The organism is Clostridium aciditolerans, assembly GCF_016316925.1.
In the GTDB taxonomy this organism is placed as follows: Bacteria; Bacillota; Clostridia; order Clostridiales; family Clostridiaceae; genus Clostridium_AM; species Clostridium_AM aciditolerans.
The window spans coordinates 33,344-49,546 of sequence record NZ_JAEEGB010000011.1 but is presented as its reverse complement, the minus strand read 5'-3'; the positions used below and the strand labels follow the sequence as shown (position 1 = coordinate 49,546).

16 protein-coding genes and 1 other annotated feature are annotated in these 16,203 nt (G+C 29.9%); of the genes, 10 read left to right on the top strand and 6 right to left on the bottom strand.

Features of this window, described 5'->3' with window-relative positions; translation table 11 throughout:
- Window positions 1–17: 17 nt before the first annotated feature.
- Window positions 18–611, bottom strand: a complete 594-nt coding sequence (locus tag I6U51_RS10590) for a hypothetical protein (RefSeq protein WP_211142621.1) — start codon at window positions 609–611, stop codon at window positions 18–20.
- Window positions 612–1,076: 465 nt separating this feature from the next.
- On the opposite strand from I6U51_RS10590, the gene I6U51_RS10585 reads away from it, so the two are divergent.
- The 3 genes from I6U51_RS10585 to I6U51_RS10575 all read left to right on the top strand — a co-directional run bounded on the left by I6U51_RS10585 (window position 1,077) and on the right by I6U51_RS10575 (window position 4,130).
- Window positions 1,077–1,634 (top strand): DUF1836 domain-containing protein, encoded by a 558-nt coding sequence (locus tag I6U51_RS10585; protein WP_425489761.1) that lies wholly within the window; start codon window positions 1,077–1,079, stop codon window positions 1,632–1,634.
- A gap of 157 nt (window positions 1,635–1,791) precedes the next feature.
- Entirely contained in the window at window positions 1,792–2,790 is a 999-nt protein-coding gene (argF, locus tag I6U51_RS10580) for an ornithine carbamoyltransferase (RefSeq protein WP_211142619.1), read from the top strand.
- Between the two features lie 323 nt (window positions 2,791–3,113).
- Window positions 3,114–4,130: an AI-2E family transporter gene (locus tag I6U51_RS10575; protein WP_211142618.1), complete on the top strand. Its 1,017-nt coding sequence runs from the start codon at window positions 3,114–3,116 to the stop codon at window positions 4,128–4,130.
- Window positions 4,131–4,165: 35 nt separating this feature from the next.
- Here the strand turns inward: I6U51_RS10575 and ispF are convergent, their stop codons facing one another.
- A complete protein-coding gene (gene ispF / locus I6U51_RS10570; protein WP_211142617.1) occupies window positions 4,166–4,639 on the bottom strand; it encodes a 2-C-methyl-D-erythritol 2,4-cyclodiphosphate synthase in 474 nt (157 codons plus the stop codon).
- A 71-nt stretch (window positions 4,640–4,710) separates the two neighbouring features.
- Entirely contained in the window at window positions 4,711–4,884 is a 174-nt protein-coding gene (locus tag I6U51_RS10565; protein ID WP_211142616.1) for a hypothetical protein, read from the bottom strand.
- Window positions 4,885–5,819: 935 nt separating this feature from the next.
- On the opposite strand from I6U51_RS10565, the gene I6U51_RS10560 reads away from it, so the two are divergent.
- Complete coding sequence (locus I6U51_RS10560; RefSeq protein WP_211142615.1) at window positions 5,820–6,767, top strand: polysaccharide deacetylase family protein; 948 nt, start codon at window positions 5,820–5,822, stop codon at window positions 6,765–6,767.
- Window positions 6,768–6,790: 23 nt separating this feature from the next.
- Here the strand turns inward: I6U51_RS10560 and rluF are convergent, their stop codons facing one another.
- Window positions 6,791–7,510 (bottom strand): 23S rRNA pseudouridine(2604) synthase RluF, encoded by a 720-nt coding sequence (gene rluF, locus I6U51_RS10555; protein WP_211142647.1) that lies wholly within the window; start codon window positions 7,508–7,510, stop codon window positions 6,791–6,793.
- A 311-nt stretch (window positions 7,511–7,821) separates the two neighbouring features.
- Here rluF and I6U51_RS10550 point away from each other — a divergent pair, with 311 nt between their 5' ends.
- A complete protein-coding gene (locus tag I6U51_RS10550) occupies window positions 7,822–9,327 on the top strand; it encodes an N-acetylglucosaminidase (RefSeq protein WP_246517249.1) in 1,506 nt (501 codons plus the stop codon).
- Between the two features lie 57 nt (window positions 9,328–9,384).
- On the opposite strand, the gene I6U51_RS10545 is transcribed toward I6U51_RS10550, so the two are convergent.
- On the bottom strand, window positions 9,385–9,573 hold the full coding sequence (locus tag I6U51_RS10545; protein ID WP_211142614.1) for a hypothetical protein: 189 nt from the start codon (window positions 9,571–9,573) through the stop codon (window positions 9,385–9,387).
- A gap of 12 nt (window positions 9,574–9,585) precedes the next feature.
- The gene (locus I6U51_RS10540) at window positions 9,586–9,828 is read right to left on the bottom strand and encodes a metal-binding protein (protein WP_178908098.1); all 243 of its coding nucleotides are present in this window, start codon (window positions 9,826–9,828) and stop codon (window positions 9,586–9,588) included.
- Window positions 9,829–10,000: 172 nt separating this feature from the next.
- Here I6U51_RS10540 and I6U51_RS10535 point away from each other — a divergent pair, with 172 nt between their 5' ends.
- From I6U51_RS10535 to I6U51_RS10515, 5 genes are all read left to right on the top strand, one after another.
- Window positions 10,001–10,576, top strand: coding sequence for a nucleoside recognition domain-containing protein (locus I6U51_RS10535; RefSeq protein ID WP_211142613.1), 576 nt, complete (start codon window positions 10,001–10,003; stop codon window positions 10,574–10,576).
- Window positions 10,577–10,643: 67 nt separating this feature from the next.
- A complete protein-coding gene (locus I6U51_RS10530; protein ID WP_211142612.1) occupies window positions 10,644–11,162 on the top strand; it encodes a spore maturation protein in 519 nt (172 codons plus the stop codon).
- A 144-nt stretch (window positions 11,163–11,306) separates the two neighbouring features.
- Window positions 11,307–11,567, top strand: a binding site (T-box leader).
- Window positions 11,568–11,628: 61 nt separating this feature from the next.
- The gene (gene metG, locus I6U51_RS10525; RefSeq protein WP_211142611.1) at window positions 11,629–13,566 is read left to right on the top strand and encodes a methionine--tRNA ligase; all 1,938 of its coding nucleotides are present in this window, start codon (window positions 11,629–11,631) and stop codon (window positions 13,564–13,566) included.
- Window positions 13,567–13,930: 364 nt separating this feature from the next.
- The gene (locus tag I6U51_RS10520; RefSeq protein ID WP_211142610.1) at window positions 13,931–14,731 is read left to right on the top strand and encodes a TatD family hydrolase; all 801 of its coding nucleotides are present in this window, start codon (window positions 13,931–13,933) and stop codon (window positions 14,729–14,731) included.
- A gap of 299 nt (window positions 14,732–15,030) precedes the next feature.
- Window positions 15,031–16,071, top strand: coding sequence for a resuscitation-promoting factor (locus tag I6U51_RS10515; protein WP_211142609.1), 1,041 nt, complete (start codon window positions 15,031–15,033; stop codon window positions 16,069–16,071).
- The last annotated feature ends 132 nt before the right edge of the window (window positions 16,072–16,203 follow it).

Here is a 16,203-nt window from a genome sequence, read left to right as displayed (position 1 = left end):
AAAAATATCCTCCTCAATTATTTTCTTCTATATTTTTTTATTAACTTAATTACAAATATTATTATAGCAATAAAAATTATAAGCTTAAATATGCCTAATACAAAGCCTCCTGAGCTATATCCGTAACCTGAACCAGGACCATAATAACTGTGTCCCCATGGAATAGGTATAGGAATAGGCAAAAATGACCGCTTACTTCCATTGCCATAGTTTTTAGATGACGAATTTTGTGTATTATTCGATTGAGATTTATAGCTATCATTTGATTTTGAACTGTCAGGTGAAGATTTAGGAGTATTTGAAAAATCACCTGATTTAAAACCGCCACCAGAAGACTTATTTGTGTCAGTGGAAGATTTAGGTGTACTGCCAGAAGACTTAGGTGTACTGCTGGAAGATTTAGGAGAAGAAAAACTTCCCGATTTAAAACTACCACCAGAACTGCGGCTGCCTCCACCAGAACTGTGACTGCCTCCCCCAGATTTAGCATATACAGTCATGTTACTTGTACTTGTAAAGTTTCCAAGGAGAGGGCTAAATATGTCTACTGATATAAATAAAAATGCAAGTAATAGGCAGATAAAGAACCGTTTTTTATTTATTTTGTTCACCCCCCAAAAATAATGCTACTTTTTACTATATGTTAGCATATTATTAGACATTATTGTTTATAATTAATATTAAATTTTTATATAATTAATATTTAATCTCTATGAAGTAAGTTATAATAATATTATACAGTATAAAATACTATGTTACAATATGATGTAAAACTTATTTTGGGTAATATCAAACCATTTGATTAAAGTAAAAAAATAAATCGCTAGATATCTTTAGATATCTTAATATTTCTTTATGATGTATAGTGTTAATTTTATAATATTTAACTTGTAAAGGGGTTATATGTACCTTATAATGTTAGTATAATATAGATTTAGAAGGTGAGTTAAATCAGAAATAAATTTTAGTTAAAAGTTATATAAGGTTTTCATGGTATAGTAAATTAAAAATTAAGTATTGTATTGGAGGGTGTAAAATTGGAAGAGAGTAATTTTGGAATAGAGTATATAAATAAGATGGCTAAAGAAATATCAAAGACTACTATAGTACCATTTGAAGATTTACCAAGGTATGATTTATTTCTGTCACAGGTTATTGATTACTTAAATGATAAATTTGAAGGTGAAAAATACACAAATAATATAGTTCAAAATTATATAAAGAATGAGGTTATATCTAAACCAGAGGATGGCAAGAAAAGAGGATATACTAAATTACATTTAGCTCAACTTGTGCTTTTAAGTTATATGAGACCTATACTAACAACAGAGGAAATAAAAAAAGTATTTAGTTTGGCATTTAATGAAATAAACGACGGAGATGATGATATTATATCATGGGAAAAGGCATACAAAGTTTTTTCCGATATTCAGCAGGATAGCTTTGAGGAATTCTTATCAAAACAATATTTTGATGAGGAAAAGTTTAAGGAAACAACAAAAGATATCGATTTAACTCCAAAGGAAGAAGAGAGAATAAAAGTTTTCTTTGTAGTGATGACTTTAATATGCCAGGCAAGCGCGGTAAAAAAATTAGTACAGAATATAGTGGAATCCTATAAAAGTGAAGAATAGCTTAATTATAGAAATACTAATATAGTCAATATTGACTATATTAGTATTTTTTTATAAATAAACTCTGGCATTTTTTAAAAATATAATATATAATGTATGTATATTTATGCATAAAAAAGAATAAATATAACTATGTTTATATATTGAGGTGGTTAAAATGTTTAATTTGAAAAATAGAAGCTTTTTAACTTTAATGGATTTTTCCCAGAAAGAAATACACTACTTTTTGTATCTTGCACAAGAACTTAAAAAAAATAAATGTACAGGAACTGAAAAGCAGAGGCTCAGAGGGAAAAATATAGCTTTAATATTTGAAAAGGACTCAACTAGAACAAGATGTGCATTTGAAATAGCCGCAGCTGATCAGGGGGCGCATACAACATATTTAGGACCAAGCGGAAGCCAGATGGGTAAAAAGGAATCAATTAAAGATACTGCAAGGGTTCTAGGTAGAATGTATGATGGAATAGAATATAGAGGATATAGCCAGACTACAGTAGAAACATTAGCTAAGCACTCTGGTGTACCAGTGTGGAATGGACTAACGGATGAAGATCATCCTACTCAAGTGCTAGCAGATTTTCTAACTATAATGGAGAATTTTAATAAACCATTAAGCAAAATAAAGTTTGCTTATGTTGGAGATGGAAGAAATAATATGGCTAATGCTTTAATGATTGGTGCAGTGAAAATGGGGATGGACTTTAGAATAGTATCACCTAAAGAGTTATTTCCAGATGAGAATTTAGTAGACAAGTGCAGAGAAGAGGCCAAGAAAACCGAATCAAGTATAACAATTACGGAGGATATAGATGAAGGTGTACACAATGTAGATGTTATTTATACTGACGTGTGGGTATCAATGGGAGAACCTGAAGAAGTGTGGGAAAATAGAATAAAAGTGCTATTACCCTATCAGGTAAATATGGATATGATAAGAAAAACACAGAATGAAAATGTGAAATTCTTTCATTGCTTGCCTGCATTTCATAATACTAGTACATCGGTAGGAAAAGTAATATTTGATAAGTATGGAATTGAAGCAATGGAAGTTACGGATGATGTATTTGAAAGTAAGTATTCTGCAGTATTTGATGAAGCTGAAAATAGATTACACACAATAAAAGCAATTATGTTAGCTACTTTAGGAAATTAGGCATCTTCAAAAAAATAACTAGTCAGTATGTTAGTCTATTTTTCGTCATACTGCAACCGCAGAACCCTTAGATAGTGCTGACTATCTGCGGAACCTGCCTCCTTGTCTGACACAAAATATCCGTCGCATCTTTGACTTGTTATTTTCTTTCAGATGCCTTAAGTTAGAAAGCATTGTGATCTGAAAATCAAGCGACGAAACTTGCAAAAATATATTAGGTTCTAAGCAATATTGTTGACGTATGTTACTATTAAAAGTAAAATTAAATATTGAAAGACTTAGAATGTAATACTCATATTTATGCAATTCGGAGATGATTACTTATGGAATTTGTTAAGAGCCTATGGGAAAAGGAAATAACTAGAAAATTATTTGCCTTTATTTTAATCATATTTATTGTTTATTTTCTAAGAAAAGTAATAGATTTATTTTTATTAACATTTTTATTTACTTATTTAATTTATAATGTTCAAGAATTTATAATTAATAGGTTAAAGTCTTTTATAAAAATTAATCAGTTATTTATAACTATTACAGTGTACAGTGTGATTTTTATATTACTAGGTTATTTTATATATAAATTCGTTCCTATAATAATTAGCCAGAGCATAAGTATTATTAATGAATTTAACGACGTTAAGTTTAAGACTAATATAAATCAAATAGAAGAGTATTTATTTCCTCTAATAGGTAAATTTGATATAGAAGGATATATAAAAAATGAGGCAAATTCTATATTTCAATTTATTGCTAGTATAGGAAAGTGGGGAATAAATATACTGCTATCCTTGATTCTTAGTTTATTCTTTATGCTTGAAAAATCAAGAGTAGAATATTTTTTAAAAAAATTTGAAAATAGCAGGATATCAAACATAAGTAAATATTTGAAAAGTTTTGGTATCAATTTCCTTAAATCATTTGGAAAAGTCGTACAAGTTCAAATACTTATTGCAGTGACAAATACAGTTCTGTCGATAACTGCACTAAGTATAATGGGTTTTCCACAACTAATAGCTTTAGCATTTATGATATTTATGTTTAGTTTAATACCTGTTGCAGGTACTATAGTTTCATTAGTTCCTCTTTCGATAATTGCATATAATATTGGCGGAATTGTTAAGGTAATCTATGTGCTTGCAGTTATTGCTCTACTTTACCTACTTGAAAGTTATGTATTAAATCCTCAATTTATGTCTGTAAAAACGCATATTCCTGTATTCATTGTATTTGTAATACTTATTATATCAGAGCACTTTATAGGAATATGGGGCATATTAATTGGAATACCTTTATTTATGTTTATATTAGATTTATTAGATGTAAATCTAAATAGAAGCTAGTAGTATAAAGTCCCTTTAAATTAAAAGGGACTTTTTTAAATTCTGCTAAGCAAGCATATGCTTTGAGATGATATTCCTTCTTCTCTTCCAGAAAAACCAAGCCCTTCTTCTGTAGTTGCTTTTACACTTATGCTGTCTATGCTAATTTTTAGCGTTTTAGCAATATTTTCTCTCATTTGAGCTATATAAGGGGCTAATTTTGGCCTTTGAGCAATAATAGTTGAGTCTATATTTTCGATTTTGTATCCTTTTTTATTAATAAGGTCTGCTACTTTTTCTAACAGAAGCAAGCTTGAAATATTTTTATAGGATTCATTTGTATCTGGAAAATGCTTTCCTATATCTCCTAGAGCTAACGCGCCAAGCAAGCTATCCATAATAGCATGTAAAAGAACGTCAGCGTCAGAGTGGCCTAGTAAGCCTTTTTCATGAGGAATACTAAGACCCCCAAGGATAAGGGGCCTATCGCTAACTAATCTATGTACATCGTAACCTGTGCCAACTCTCATAATAAAATCCTCCAATTTCTTATTTATTTTTATGATAACACAAATAAAAAAAGGTGCAAATATTTAAGCACCTAAGATATATCTTTATTATAATATATTATTTTTTTACCGTCAGTAGGATCAGAAGGTTTATTTGGAGAGCTAAATAACTTTTTAAATAAGTTTTTCAGGAAGGAGGTAAACGTTTCATTTTTATTTTTTCTTGCATTTTTAGCGAAATCAACATGGATAACTTTATCTCTCATAAACATCCCTACCTTTTATACAATATTGTTATATCTAAATAATACCATAAGTATAATAAAAAGTTAAGAAAATTCCAAAAAATAAAATAAAATTTTAAAAAGATATCAATTTCTATTTATTATGTTAAGCTTAATTAATAAGTTTTACATAGCGCAATTGAAAGATATGCCATATTAGGTGGCTTTAATAAAGGATTGGGGGAATAACTCCCCCATTAGCATAATTATAAGAGAAAAAAGGTACAGTTCTAAATATAAAGATGGATCATGCAAACTTAGGACTGCTAGTGATTCATATTAACAATATATGATGTTCATAGCAAATCTGTTAAAGTTAATTATGATTTTTTAAATTTTAAAATATAAATTAGTAAAACAATAAGTGATAAAATACGACTAATATAAGCCTAAAACGAAATTTTGACAAAATAATTATACATAAACCTAATAGATGAGCAGATAGGATGAAGTTCATGTTATCCACATATTGTCCACATTTTTGTGGATAATGTGGACAGACTTTATGCAATATTGATTAATTTTCAAAAAACATTAATCTGCGTTTAATGTTTTCTATGATTTATAGTAAATTTCACAAGTTATGAACAAGCTTTCTGTGGATAGTGTGAATAAACTGTAATTACCATAAGAGAATTGTAAAAATTTAGTGAATATTCTAAAATAAAAGATATAATGATAAATTTGTAGTAAAGTGCGATAAAACATGAATAATATATATTGTTATCGATATAGGATTATAAAATATAAATAGATTTGTCAATAATTGATATTACCTAAGAATAACAGGTTATCCACATGTGTTATGTTAATAATGTGGATAAGATTATTTTTAGTATATTTTTATTACGAATAACAGAATTTATATTATAATTAATATAGAACTTTACATATATTACTAGGAAAGCGGTGATAAGATGAATAAAGGTTATAAGAAAATTATATTAATGGTATGTATTGTGTTAATGGTTGGCTTAGTTGGTTATAAATTATTTAATGATAGAAAAGTTAAAAGTGAGAATCAATTAACCAATGATCAAAATACTAGTGCAAATAAAAAAAGTAATCAAGAAGAAAAAAATAAAGAACAAACTAACGCCAATAAAGATAAAAGCACTGAAGTAAAAAAAGAAAGAGAGTTTAAAGAAGGAAAACTTAAGTACAATGATATCTCAGTCCCAGTACTAATGTATCATTCCATAGATTATGAAAAGGGAAATGAGCTTAGGGTTCCAAAAGAAAAATTTAAGGAGCAGATGCAATATTTGAAGGATAATGATTATACAACTCTAACATTAGATGAATTATACAGCTTTTTAGTTAACAATAAGCCTATTCCTGAAAAGTCTGTAGTCATAACCTTTGATGATGGATACGAAGATAACTATTCGAATGCTTATCCGATTTTAAAGGAGTTTGGTTTTAATGCAACTATATTTGTAATAACTAATGCTATAGATAATGAGAAACCCTTTATAACTTCTGCTCAATTAAAGGAAATGGAACAGAATGGGATAGATATAGAGAGTCATACATTGGCACATGATGAATTAAATAAGTTGCCATATGATAAACAGGTAGAAACCCTTAAGGGAGCTAGAGAATTTATCGAAAAGAAATTAAATAAAAAGGTAAAATACATAGCATATCCTTTTGGTAAGTGGAATAATGACACCATAAAAGCATTGAAAGAAACTGGATATGATATGGCATTTACTACAGTAGGAGGATGGTCAAATAAGAGTCAGGGAATATACACATTGCATAGGGTATATGTAAGTGCAAACTATGACATGAATGAATTTAAAAGACGTCTGACAAACCCTAAATATAATGTTAGTCATAATAAGTCAAATAATAATTAAAGGGGAAAACATTAAGAGGCTTTTTATAATGAAGCCTCTTCTGTTTTTACAGATTGAGAAGTTAGTTTATTTATGACAGTAAGCTCTTCTTCCGTTAGATATCGCCACTTACCTATAGGAAGGTCTTTAAGTGTGATATTCATAATTCTTACTCTTTTTAATTTAAGAACATTATAGCCAAAAGCTTCGCACATCCTTCTGATTTGTCTATTTAAACCCTGAGTTAAAATTATTCTAAATACGTGAGAACTTTCCTTGGTTACTTTGCAAGGATTAGTGATTGTGTTTAATATCTTCACTCCAGAGGACATTCCTTTTAGAAATTCATTATTTATAGGTTTATCAACAGTAACTATATATTCTTTTTCATGGTTATTACCAGCTCTTAATATTTTGTTTACTATATCTCCATCATTAGTCAAAAAAATTAATCCTTCTGAATCTTTATCTAATCGGCCAATTGGAAATATTCGTTTAGGATAATTTATAAAGTCTACTATGTTACCTTTTATTTTACTTTCTGTTGTACAAGTTATACCTACTGGTTTATTAAGAGCAATATATATACGTTTATCCTTTTTATTTAATAGTTTTCCGTCGATTCGTATTTCATCCTGAGAAGTTACCTTATCGCCTATACCAGCTAAATTTCCGTTTATAGTAACTCTTTTCTTTTCTATCAGTTTATCAGCCTCTCTTCTAGAACATATTCCTTTTTCGCTTATAAACTTATTTATTCTCATAGAGCTGCTAAGTTCTTCATGGTTAATTATATTTTTATCCAATTAAATAAAATCTCCCTTCTGTTTTTAATTATTTCTACGATAAATACAATGTGGTTAATATTTCTAGTTGATTTTACTTTACCTATATTATATCTAAATTTCAATATGTTATCTATAAATTAGAAAGCTCTATGGGCTCAGTTTAAAATCCCAAGGTTTTATTAAATAACCTATTTTGGTATAATAAGTTGGTATAAAATAATGTTGGAAAAAAGTTTAAAATTTCTTATAATGGTATAGTAAGGATATATAATTTGGGGGGGATAAATTTGAATAAAAACATGAGGGCATTTATTTTTACACTGGCTCTTACTTTAGGCATTACTCAGTTTAAAGCATTAGCAGCGGAATCTTTTGTGGACAACACTTCTAAGACTGATATAGCTGTAAATAAAGAGTGGGTTGTAAAGTTTAACAATTCCTTGAAGCCAGATACTGTTAATAATAAAAACATTATAGTTACAGATAAAAGTGGTAAATCGATTCCGGCATATATAGCGCCAGGAAGTAGTCCAGACTTAGTCATTGTAAGCCCTACGGTTTCAGGGTATGATCCAGGTGAAACATATAATTTAACAATTAGTACCGATGTTCAATCTACTGCAGGAAAGAAACTAAAAAATCCTGTAAAGTTGCAATTTACTACAGCGAATAAATATGTAGATTGTACAAGCTATGAAAATTTGCCACAAATAACAGCAGTGAAATTTGAATATACTCCACTTTTACCAAGCCAAAAACAGGGGTTTTTTATAACTGCTAAAAATTCAGACCAAGCTCAATATAGAATTTTTGTACATAGTTATGCAGATGATAAGGAAGTTTATAGTGAGTTAACCAACGGGTATACTGCGTTGACAGATGGTAAAATAACAGCATTAAAATCTCTTAAATCTAGTAGTAACGGTCAAAAATATGAGGTTGTTATATATGCTAAGAGACAAAATGTACAAGGTGCTCATAAGGATGCAAATACTGATTATGATAATTATTACGTAGACTATTTTAGATGTGTTGATGGTGTAAATACTGAAAATGTATCATATACTAAATATGATGTTAGTCTTAACCAAATGGTTGATATTCAATCTAATTCAACTGTTAAGCCGGTATTTGTTGAAACAAATAAATTTAACAATGAAGCAAGTAAAAATCAAATTAAATATTATTTAGATCCAAATAACTTTTTAGACGCTTACGGTAAATATCAATTTTTGAAATTAAATTATACTGAGGGTATTACTGCTGACGATTTAAACAATATTTTAAAAGGAAAAGGAATATTAGAAGGAAAAGGACAAGTATTTTTAGATGCAGCTAAAAGTAATAATATAAATGTTGCTTATTTAGTCTCACATGCTTTACTTGAGAGCGGAAATGGAACATCGGTTTTGGCTAACGGCGGAGCTAAAGATAGCGATGGTAAGTATACTTATGGTGTTCCTGTATATAACTTTTTTGGAATAGGTGCTGTTGATTCAGATCCTATTGGTGGTGGAACTAAAACAGCTTATGATAACAAGTGGCTTACTCCAGAGGATGGAATTAAGGGTGGAGCAAACTGGATAGCTTCTAGATATATAAATAATCCTAATGTTAAACAAGATACTATATACAAAATGAGATGGAATCCAGAAAAACCGACAGAACATCAATATGCTACAGATATATCTTGGGCATTTAAACAAGTACCTAATATTATTAATGGTGTAAAGCTTGTTCTTGATCAGGTACAGAATGCCGTATTAAATTTTGATATACCCCAGTTTAAGTGATATAAATAATAAAAGGTTAAATTTCTTCGGAAATTTAACCTTTTATTATTTATAGTCCTAATCAATGATTCCTTCATCTTTTAATATTTGTTCAAGCTCTTGAATTTTAGTTGTAAGAAAAATAAACTTTTCTTTTATATCGTCTTTAGAAAGATCTTCTTTAACAAGAGTTTTTTCCATAGACTCGATAGTTACTAAGGCTTCGTCAATATCTTTTTGAGCTAACTTTAAGTTATTTTCTTTCATTCTGATTCTCCTTTAGTTCAGTATATTTTTAGCTTTTTTTAAGCTATCCTCATCCACAAAAGGTGCACAAAATTCAAAGGTTTTTTCATAGCCGCAATTTGAGCATATACAATCGCAGACATCATAAGGAACGCCATCTACTATATCTATTTTTAAATCTTCAGCTACATATTCACCACCACATATTTCACATGGGGTATCATTTATAACTGAAAATTCACTTTCTATGTACTTCATAATATCTCTGATGGTCATATAAAACCTCCAATAAAAAAATAATATACAAATTAAATGGTAGCACTGTTGAGGTGTATTTTCAACATAAAAAATTCATATTAGTTAAAATCCCTTAAATTTTGTATGTAATACTGATAGGTATTATTCATATACATTAATTAACGGAAAAATTTATAAGGAGAGAAACTAAGTGATTAATGTTGTATGGTTTTTCATTTTAGCCTTTGGTATATTATTTGGGATTTTTACTGGTAGAGGTGATGAGGTGTCAAAAGCTATAGTAGCCTCAACAGATTCAACGGTTAAACTTGCTATAGGATTGGCAGGTATTATGTGTTTATGGTGTGGAATTATGAAGATTGCAGAAAAGAGTGGGCTTACTGATAAGCTTGCTAAAGTTCTTAGACCAATATTAAAAGTATTGTTCAAAAGTGCAGCTAAAGATGAGAAAGCTATGGGTGCAATAGTAATGAATTTAACAGCAAACATGATGGGGCTCTCTAATGCGGCCACTCCCTTTGGTATAAAGGCTATGCAAGAATTAAAGAGGCTTAGTAATAAAGGTGATAAAGCCAGTGATGATATGGCGCTATTTTTAATTTTGAATGCAGCTAGTATACAACTCTTTCCTACTACTGTCATATCTATAAGAGCAGCTGTAGGTTCTAAAAATCCAGCAGAAACTATAATTCCATCTATAATTACAACTGGAATAGTAGCTATATGTGCGGTTATACTGTGCAAAATATTAGAAAAATATTTTTAGCTATGAAAGACAAGTTCGGACAAGCAGTATTGTATTGTATATTAATGTGCTGTAAGGGGAGAAGTTTATGGATTATATTATAAAAGCAATGATTCCTATTATAGTAGTTTCAATTACTACATATGGAATGATAAAAAAGGTGAAAGTATATGAATGTTTTGTAGAAGGGGCAAAAGAAGGGCTTTCAATATGTGTTAGAATTTTCCCGTATTTATTAGCTATGCTTGTGGCGGTGGGAGTCTTTAGAGAATCTAAAGCTTTGGATTATTTTATTTATATAGTTAAGCCTGTCGTTAAGTTTATAGGATTACCCCCAGAAGTAGTGCCTCTTGTGTTGGTCAAGCCTCTATCAGGCAGCGGTGCAATGGGGATATTTGCTGAAATACTAAATAATTTTGGTGCAGATAGTTACATAGGGAGAGTAGCATCAATAATTATAGGGTCAACGGAAACGATATTTTATACACTTACAGTATATTTTGGTGCTGTTGGAATTAAAAAAATAAGACATACACTTTGGGTAGCAGTTATGGCAGACATGATGTGTGTAATATTAGCTGTAACACTCGCAAGATTGATGTTTTAGAAGAGAGCCAGTATCATTGATAAATTATAATAACATAAGCACATTTTATTCGAATAAAAATTCTAATTTTGGGCATTATTATTTTAGAGCAAAAAATTTCAATAAACATATTGACACTATGAAATATATGACATATTATAATGTTAAAATGCTATGAAGGAAAGAGTAGTAAATGAAGGTGTCTTAAAGAGAGTCGGGTTAGGTGAAAGCCGATGACGGTGTAGTTTATGAACATGGCTCCTGAGCATGTTATCTGAAAGATAGTAAGATAATACGGAAGCAGCCGTTATACTGCAGGGTAATAAAAAGCTTTAGAATTTTAAAGTAAAGTTTGAGTTACTTACTGAGGTCTTTACTGAGAAGTAAAGATGAAATAGAGTGGTAAAGCGTAATCACGCCTCTATATGAAGAACTTCTTCATATAGAGGCTTTTTTAATATGAAAGATATAAAGGGAGGAAAAACAAATGGATAAAAAGACATACTATATTACTACACCTATATATTATCCGTCAGCAAAACTTCATATTGGTAATACTTATACTACTGTGGCGGCAGATGCACTAGCAAGATTTAAAAGACTTACAGGATATGATGTAATGTTTTTAACTGGAACAGATGAACATGGTCAAAAAATTCAAAGACTAGCAGAAGCTAAAGGAATTACTCCAATAGCTTATGTAGATGAAATTGTAGCGGGTATTAAAGACTTATGGAAAATGATGAATGTAAGCTATGATAAGTTTATAAGAACTACAGATGATTATCATATAAAAGCAGTTCAAGATATATTTAAAAGATTATATGATCAAGGAGATATATATAAGGATTCTTACGAGGGATGGTATTGTACACCTTGTGAGTCCTTCTGGACAGAAACTCAATTGGTAAATGGTAATTGTCCTGATTGTGGAAGACCTGTTGAAAAGGCAAAGGAAGAAGCTTATTTCTTTAAAATGTCTAAATATGCAGATAGACTTATTGAATATATAGAAAATCATCCTGAGTTTATTCAACCAGAATCAAGAAAAAATGAAATGTTAAATAATTTTTTAAAACCAGGACTTCAAGATCTTTGTGTTTCAAGAACTTCATTTAATTGGGGAATACCTGTAACATTTGATGAAAAGCATGTTATATATGTTTGGATAGATGCATTAGCAAATTATATAACAGCCTTAGGATATGGAAATGAAAATAACGATCTATATAATAAGTATTGGCCAGCAGATGTACATTTAGTTGGTAAAGATATATTGAGATTCCATACAATTTATTGGCCAATAATGTTGATGGCTCTTGATATTCCTCTTCCAAAGCAAGTATTTGGTCATGGGTGGCTTTTAGTTGATGGAGGAAAAATGTCAAAATCAAAGGGAAATGTTGTAGATCCTGTAGTTTTAGTAAATCATTTTGGAGCAGATGCTGTAAGATATTATCTTTTAAGAGAAATACCTTTTGGAGCAGATGGATTATTTAATAATGAAATATTCATAAAGAAAATAAACTCTGATTTGGCAAATGACTTAGGTAACTTATTATCAAGAACCTGTGCAATGATAGAAAAATATTTTGATGGAACAATCCCAGCTCCAACAGCAAAAGAATCAATAGACGATGAACTTATCAATCTTGCATTAGAAACGCCTAAGAAAGTAGAAGAAAGAATAGATAATTTGAGAATTCCAGAAGCGCTAGACACTATATGGGAGCTTATAGGAAGAGCTAATAAATATATTGACGAAACAACCCCATGGATACTTGCAAAAGAAGAAAGTAAAAAAGAAAGACTTGGAACTGTTCTGTATAATTTAGCAGAAGCGATAAGATTTGCATCAGTATGTATATCAGCATTTTTACCAGAAACTAGCGAAAAGATAAATAGACAATTAAATGCAGATGTTACTACTTGGAATAGTCTAGCTTCTTTTGATGGAACACAAGCAGGAAATAAGGTCAACAAAGGAGAATTATTATTCCCGAGAATAGATGTAGAAGAAAAAATAGCTGAATTAAATAAGCTTAAAGAAGAACAAATGGCAGCTGTTAAAAAAGTTGAAATTCAACCAATTAAAGATGAAATAACTATAGAGGATTTCGAAAAGGTTGATTTAAGAGTAGTAAAGGTTATAGAGTGTGAACCTGTAAAAGGCGCGAAGAAATTGCTTAAACTAAAGGTAGATTTAGGTGGAGAAGAAAGACAGGTAGTTTCTGGAATAGCTAAGTATTACAAACCGGAGGATCTAATTGGAAAATATGTTGTACTTGTAGCAAACTTAAAGCCTGTAACACTCAGAGGGGAATTATCACAGGGAATGATTCTAGCCGCATCCACAGATGATGATAGTAAATTATTCACGGTGAGTATTCCAGGTGAACTTCCAACAGGAAGTATAGTTAGATAATATTTAATTTGTTTAAAGTCTCATCTTTACTTTACAGTACAGATGAGACTTTATATTTTTAAAGCTATATAATATACCATAAAAGTGTAAACTTTGAATAATAAGTATAAAAGTTGTAAAAAATAAGTTTGTGATATAAAATACTTATAAAATGGTTTTAATATATAAAAGTTTAATGTTACCTATTTTTTATTTTTTTATCAATGGACAAGTGCTATATTAAAATGAAAAATATTAAAGAATATTAAAGCTTTATAAAGAAATTAGCTAAATAAATAAAAAAAACAAAGTTGACTATATACCTAATTGTAATAAAATGGTAATATGTTCAACAATTACTAGATGAGTTGAATGGAGAATTACAATGGAAGAAATAAAAATAATAGATAAGAAAATAAATATATTTGATGCACACGCTCATTATGATGATGAGCAATTTGATGAAGATAGGGAGTTGATTATTGAGGAACTAAGAAAAAACAATGTAATTGGAGTACTAAATTGCGGTGCATCCTTAAAAGGTAGCATAGATTCAGTTTCCCTTGCTGATAAATATGATTTTTTTTATGCAGCAGTAGGGATACACCCAGAATATGCAGATAAATTAGATGAAGCTGCTATAGATGAACTTAAAAGGTTAGCGAAAAATGATAAGGTTAAGGCTATAGGGGAAATAGGACTTGATTATTATTACGATGAAAATCCAGAAAGAGAAATACAAAAAAGGGCATTTATAAGGCAAATGGAGCTTGCAAAAGAGCTTAATCTACCTGTAATTATACATGACAGAGATGCACACGAAGATACATTAAATATAATAAAACAGTTTCCGGAGGTTACAGGAGAAATACATTGCTTTTCGGGAAGCTTAGAGTTTGCAAGAGAATGCTTAAAGTTAGGATATTATATAGGTATTACTGGTGTTGTGACTTTTAAAAATGCTAAAAAGATAATTGAGGTTGTAAAAGAAATACCTTTAGATAAAATTTTAGTAGAAACAGATTGTCCGTATATGGCTCCAGTTCCGTATAGGGGAAAAAGAAATAAATCAGACTATATTAAATATATAATAGAAAAAGTAGCTGAAATCAAGGGTGTAGAGGCTGATGAAGTAAGCGAATTAACCATTTCCAATATTAAACACTTGCTAAATATAAAAAAATAGTGTAAAATGGGTATGCAATTTTTAAACTTCAATTGCGTTTCCATATTTAGGTGATTAAATGCTTTTTTAAGGCATATAATTATAATAAATTTTATAAATTCCACTATAATAAATTTTATAAGTTCCACCTAAAAATAAGCGTAGACTGTTTTGGAAAACAGCAATCATAATTTTTTATATTCTTAAGATTTATGCACAGAGTTGCATTGTAAACAGTCTAAAAAGCATGAACGATATTTAGAAAAATAAAGTATGCATTTGTAGCAGTATTGTCGTTCTTGCCTGAAGGAGGTATTGTAATGGTGGAAAAGTTAAAAGATTACTTTAAAAAACATTTGTCAAGTGGTCCTAAGGCTATTTCAGCAGTAATGCTAGTTTTAGCTATTTTAACAGTAGTAATTTGCAGCATGAGAAAAACAATTATAGTTTCAATAGACGGAAAAGAACAGAAAATTACTACTTTAAGTAGTACTTATAAGAGTGCATTAAGTAACAACAACATAATTGTAGGACCTAAGGACAAGGCAATTCCAAGTTTAGACAGTAAAGTTGAAAAAGGCGCTAAACTTTCCATTAAGAAAGCAGTAAATGTTAATGTGGATGCTGATGGAAAACAATTAACTATACAATCTGCAGAAGATAGTGTTGAAAAAATGCTAGAAAAAGAGGGTATAGGGCTTAAGGAGTTTGACAAGGTAACTCCATCAAAGGATGCAGCGCTTAAGGACGGATTAAAAGTAGCAGTAGTAAGAGTTGAGACAAAAGAAATAAAAGAAACTAAACCAATAGATTATGCAACAGTTGTTAAAAAAGACGACGATATGGAACAAGGGACTAAAAAGACTGTACAAGAAGGACAACCAGGAGAGAAAGAAACTATTTCAAAAGTAGTTTATGAAAATGGTAAAGAAATTTCAAGAAAATTAGTAAGTGAAACTGTAAAAAAGAACCCTGTTGAAAAAATTGTAGCTATGGGCACAGTAGGTGTGTACACTCCTTCACGTGGAGGAAAGGTTACTTATAAAGACTCCATTAGAATGAGAGCTACAGCTTATACTTCAAGTTATGCAGATACAGGCAAAGGACCTGGTGATGCAGCGTTTGGAATTACAGCAACTGGAACTGTGGCTAAAAGAAATAGCAATAGTTATAGTTCAGTAGCAGTTGACCCGAGGGTTATCCCACTTGGCACTAAACTCTACATTGAAGGATATGGATACGCGGTTGCGGAAGATACTGGTGGTGCTATAAAGGGTAACCGTATAGATGTATATTTTAATTCAAGTTCAGAAGCAGAGAACTGGGGTGTAAAGTGGGTCAATGTTTATGTGGTAAAATAGGAGCATATGCTCCTATTTTTTTCTGCAAATTGTTTAGGTATCTTTAAAAAATAACTAGTTAGTATAGTAGTCTATTTGACTTATTATTTTTTTCAAATGTTTTATTGAAGTTATGTTATTATAATATTATGA

Bases quoted from the DNA above. Each gene is read 5' to 3' on its own strand.
- I6U51_RS10585 (WP_425489761.1), top strand. From the start codon at position 1,077: ATGGCTAAAGAAATATCAAAGACTACTATAGTACCATTTGAAGATTTA.
- I6U51_RS10575 (WP_211142618.1), top strand. From the start codon at position 3,114: ATGGAATTTGTTAAGAGCCTATGGGAAAAGGAAATAACTAGAAAATTA.
- metG (WP_211142611.1), top strand. From the start codon at position 11,629: ATGGATAAAAAGACATACTATATTACTACACCTATATATTATCCGTCA.
- I6U51_RS10545 (WP_211142614.1), bottom strand. From the start codon at position 9,573: ATGAAAGAAAATAACTTAAAGTTAGCTCAAAAAGATATTGACGAAGCC.
- I6U51_RS10540 (WP_178908098.1), bottom strand. From the start codon at position 9,828: ATGACCATCAGAGATATTATGAAGTACATAGAAAGTGAATTTTCAGTT.
- I6U51_RS10560 (WP_211142615.1), top strand. From the start codon at position 5,820: ATGAATAAAGGTTATAAGAAAATTATATTAATGGTATGTATTGTGTTA.
- ispF (WP_211142617.1), bottom strand. From the start codon at position 4,639: ATGAGAGTTGGCACAGGTTACGATGTACATAGATTAGTTAGCGATAGG.
- I6U51_RS10530 (WP_211142612.1), top strand. From the start codon at position 10,644: ATGGATTATATTATAAAAGCAATGATTCCTATTATAGTAGTTTCAATT.
- I6U51_RS10565 (WP_211142616.1), bottom strand. From the start codon at position 4,884: ATGAGAGATAAAGTTATCCATGTTGATTTCGCTAAAAATGCAAGAAAA.
- I6U51_RS10520 (WP_211142610.1), top strand. From the start codon at position 13,931: ATGGAAGAAATAAAAATAATAGATAAGAAAATAAATATATTTGATGCA.
- I6U51_RS10515 (WP_211142609.1), top strand. From the start codon at position 15,031: ATGGTGGAAAAGTTAAAAGATTACTTTAAAAAACATTTGTCAAGTGGT.
- rluF (WP_211142647.1), bottom strand. From the start codon at position 7,510: ATGAGAATAAATAAGTTTATAAGCGAAAAAGGAATATGTTCTAGAAGA.
- argF (WP_211142619.1), top strand. From the start codon at position 1,792: ATGTTTAATTTGAAAAATAGAAGCTTTTTAACTTTAATGGATTTTTCC.